We start from the raw sequence: 3,713 nt of genomic DNA, 5'->3' as shown, positions 1-3,713 counted from the left end.
CCGCAGCGACAATCGACCGTATCTGCTGTACTACGCCAGCCGCTCACTCGACGACATCACATTCGACGAGGAACTAGAAAGCCTTAAACGTCGTTTGAACCTCACCATCGTCAATATCCTGATGACGCCACCCGAAGGGTGGACCGGTGAACAAGGCTACCTCGATCGCGAAATGATCGTCCGCCACCTGCCTGATCGCTATCAGCGACTGCAGTACTTCACCTGTGGGCCCGCCCCGATGCTCAATGCTGTCGAGGAGTCACTGACCGAGCTGGGAGTGCCGGCGCAAAATCTTCACACCGAACGATTCGTTTTCGTCTGATCGGAGTCCTGATGCGACACGTTTACACCACCCGCGCCGTCATCCTCATTGCGCTCCTACTGCTAGGAGCGTCGGCCTGGTTCGGTCTGGCGATGCACTGAATTAAGCTTGTTCAGCCGCAACGACTTTCTGGATCGAAGGGGTTGCGGCCGAACGAAGGGTTTGAGTTTAGGCAGCACCCCGATCTACTCTCGCCCGTCCTGAATTCACTACCGACCGTGACAATGAGAGGGTTCGAATCCTGTGACGCAACAGGCGTATGTCGTCGTCGCCGAACTCGACATGCAATTCGACGAGAACGTCAGCGGTGAACTTCTCCCGCCCATAATCGATCACCACGGTGCCGTCCAGCGCTCGGAACTCGGCTGGGTCGAAGTCGTATTCACCATTCCTGCCGTATCCGTCCGGCAGGCCACCACCGCTGCGCTGGAAATTCTCGACACGTACACCTTAGGTTTGCTGTCCCTGCGTGTGCTGACCGCCGCTGACTTCGACCGCATCGCCGATGCAATCGAGACGCCACGGCTCCTTTCCACCGTTCACGCTGCAAAAGTCCTCGGCATTTATCGTCCGCCAGGATGATCCCGTAGCGATCAAGGAAACGAAACGGTCATCGGCCTAGCTGTTGCGGGTATGGACGTTGCTGACGCGGGATTGAAGTGGACGGGCTGGTCCTTCGCGGCAGGATGGAAGTTGCGAAACTGACCATCAACAGCAAAGGGACCAGCCCTGTGACACACCGTAATGCCCCACTCACTGTGGAAGGAAGACGACGCCTGATCGAGCGGTGCCAGAGTCGTCCGATCGCCCACGTCGCCGCCGAAATGGGCATCTCCCGACAATGCGCCTCCAAGTGGGTCAACCGTCACCGCAAATATGGTGACCTGGGACTACAGGACCGATCCAGCGCACCGAAACACCAACCCACCGCCACAGCCGCGGAGGTCGTGGCCGACATCGAGTCGATGCGCCGGAGCCGGAAATGGTCGGCTTCACGAATCACGTTCGAACTCCGAATGGATGGAACGGTCATTGCTCGCCGGACCGTCACGAAAATCCTGCGGAACCTCGGATTGCACCGCCGCCGGTTCATCGACCCGAACGGCGAAACCAACCGAAAACCGCAGGTCATCGTTGCAAAACGACCCGGCCAGATGGTCCACGTCGACATCAAGAAAGTCGGGAAGATCCCCGACGGCGGCGGGTGGCGTGCCCACGGCCGCGGCTCCGAGCAGGCCAAACGATCGCAGCGTCGGAAAACGAAGAACAAGCAAGCCCGGGTCGGGTACACCTATTTGCATTCCGCGATCGACGGGAACACCCGCCTGGCGTACACCGAGGCACGCGACAACGAAACCGCCGCAACAGCCATCGATTTCATGAACAACGCCCGCGTCTTCTTCGCCGCACACGGCATCACCCGTATCGAGCGCGTGATCACCGACAACGGATCATGCTACCGGGCAGCAGATTTCACCGTTTCATTACGCGAAGCGCGGCACTACCGGATCAAGCCGTACACCCCGAAACATAACGGGAAGGTCGAACGCTACAACCGTATCCTCGCCGAAGAACTGCTGTACTCCCGCGAGTACACCAGCGAAGCTGAGCGGCGCACTGCCGTCGAAATCTGGAATGTTCACTACAATTACCACCGACCGCATTCAACACGCGGAGGACGACCGCCCGCCGCTTACCGCCGGCATCGCGTAACTAACGTCCGTGCCTCGTACACCTAGGTGTCGAGGTTTCTTGGTGAAGCGAGTTAAGCGTATGACGAGCAAGGGCATGTGAGAAGTGGCGTATACGGCAGTATTGCTATTGTTCGCGCCATGCGTATCGGACTGATCGCGATCGACGGCTGCTTCGGTTCGGCTGTCGCGTCGATCATCGACATCGTGCGGGTGGCCGACGGAGCCCGCAGCGATGTCGACCCGCGGATCGACCCGATCGAACTCGCCATCCTCGGACCGAAACGGAGAGTGACCACGACGGCATCGATGACCCTGTCGGTGGACCACCCGCTGTCGGAGTCCGCAGAGTTCGACGTGGTCGTCGTCCCTGCGCTTGGAACCCTCACGGCCGCCGCTACCAACGACGCCCTCCAGAGCCGAGATGCTCGTTCGGTCATCGCCTCGCTCGGGCGCCTCGACGACGCGACCACCCGGATCGCCGCGGCGTGCACCGGCGTGTTCGCTGTCGCCGAGACCGGACGGATGCATCATCGGCGGGCGACGACCAGCTGGTTCCTGGGGCCGGAGTTCCTGAAGCGCTATCCGACCGTCGCCCTCGATCTCGACACCATGGTCGTGGTCGACGGGAACCTCGTCACCGCCGGCGCCGCGTTCGCCCACATCGACCTCGCGCTCTCACTCGTGCGATCGATCAGCCCCGACCTGGCCCAACATGTCGCCAAGCTCCTCATCATCGACGAGCGTCCGTCGCAGGCGGCCTTCGTCGCCTACGAACATCTCCGGCACGAGGACCCGATCGTCGTCGAGTTCGAACGCTTCGTGCGCGCCCGCCTGGACGAACCGTTCAACGTCGCCTTCGTCGCGCAGTCGCTCGGCACCAGCCGGCGCACCCTCGAACGACGAGTCCGTGCGGCGCTCAACCTCACTCCGCTCGGCTTCGTCCAACGGCTTCGCATCGAACGAGCTCGGCACCTCTCAGCAACCACGGACCTCACCTCCGCCGAGATCGCGCTACGGGTCGGCTACGCGAACGCCGAGACTCTGCGCTCCCTCCTGCGTAGGGAGCGACGCCGTTCCTGACCTATCGCCATGCCTGTAGCCGGTGTCCTAGTGCTCGGTTGGAACCACCTCTCAGCACGTCGCGTCGACGCTCCTGCGTCGCCCCTGGACGACCCACTCGACACGCCCGCAGCACAGGCCATGTGACGTGTCCCGGCTTCCCGGACGGTCGGGGTTGGGTGGCTGTGATGTCGCTGCGTTCTCGTCGAGGGGGTCAGCAGACTCGATCAGGGTCGATTGGGATGAGACGCGAAGGCGGTCAGGTCAGGGCGGCCGAAGCCGGCCGGCGGGGTAGCGTCGGTCACGTCGAGGTCTTTCGGATGGATGGCGTAGGAACCTCCATCGTCGGGAGACCTCGACGTCTACCTGCGGACCGACGCGCCCGGCCGACTTACACCGTCATCTGAGAAGACCCCTGAAACGTCTTCGACGACGACGGGACCGGCGAGGAGGAGGGCGCGGTGAGCTAAAGGAATGGAGCTTGCTCGGCTTCGACGCCGCCGCAAGCTCCGGTGAAACGGTCGGTACTGGTCGGTCGACGTCGGTCACCACCGGATGGCGGCGTCCCCCACGCTCGGCGTTTGCGCAGGTCAGTGGCTCGTTCGCCCAGTGGGCGCATCAAGCGATAGACGCAAAGC

The 3,713-nt window shown here is 62.3% G+C and carries 3 protein-coding genes and 1 pseudogene; all 4 read left to right on the top strand.

Annotation, left to right across the window (positions count from 1 at the left end; genetic code table 11):
• Window positions 1-322, top strand: a pseudogene (locus ACF1AK_RS36145) (hypothetical protein); the annotation flags it as partial.
• A 243-nt stretch (window positions 323-565) separates the two neighbouring features.
• Window positions 566-904 carry a DNA-binding protein gene (locus ACF1AK_RS36140; protein ID WP_166814094.1) on the top strand — a complete coding sequence of 113 codons (339 nt, stop codon included), beginning with the start codon at window positions 566-568 and terminating at the stop codon, window positions 902-904.
• 149 nt (window positions 905-1,053) lie between these two features.
• On the top strand, window positions 1,054-2,061 hold the full coding sequence (locus ACF1AK_RS36135) for an IS481 family transposase (RefSeq protein WP_391503062.1): 1,008 nt from the start codon (window positions 1,054-1,056) through the stop codon (window positions 2,059-2,061).
• 93 nt (window positions 2,062-2,154) lie between these two features.
• Window positions 2,155-3,096, top strand: a complete 942-nt coding sequence (locus tag ACF1AK_RS36130) for a GlxA family transcriptional regulator (protein ID WP_209923687.1) — start codon at window positions 2,155-2,157, stop codon at window positions 3,094-3,096.
• The last annotated feature ends 617 nt before the right edge of the window (window positions 3,097-3,713 follow it).

Origin of the sequence: Kitasatospora sp. NPDC015120 (assembly GCF_043080305.1) — a bacterium.
Lineage (GTDB): Bacteria > Actinomycetota > Actinomycetes > Streptomycetales > Streptomycetaceae > Kitasatospora.
Note: the sequence above shows the minus strand (reverse complement) of the source record. Positions and strands in the feature narration are given on the sequence as shown.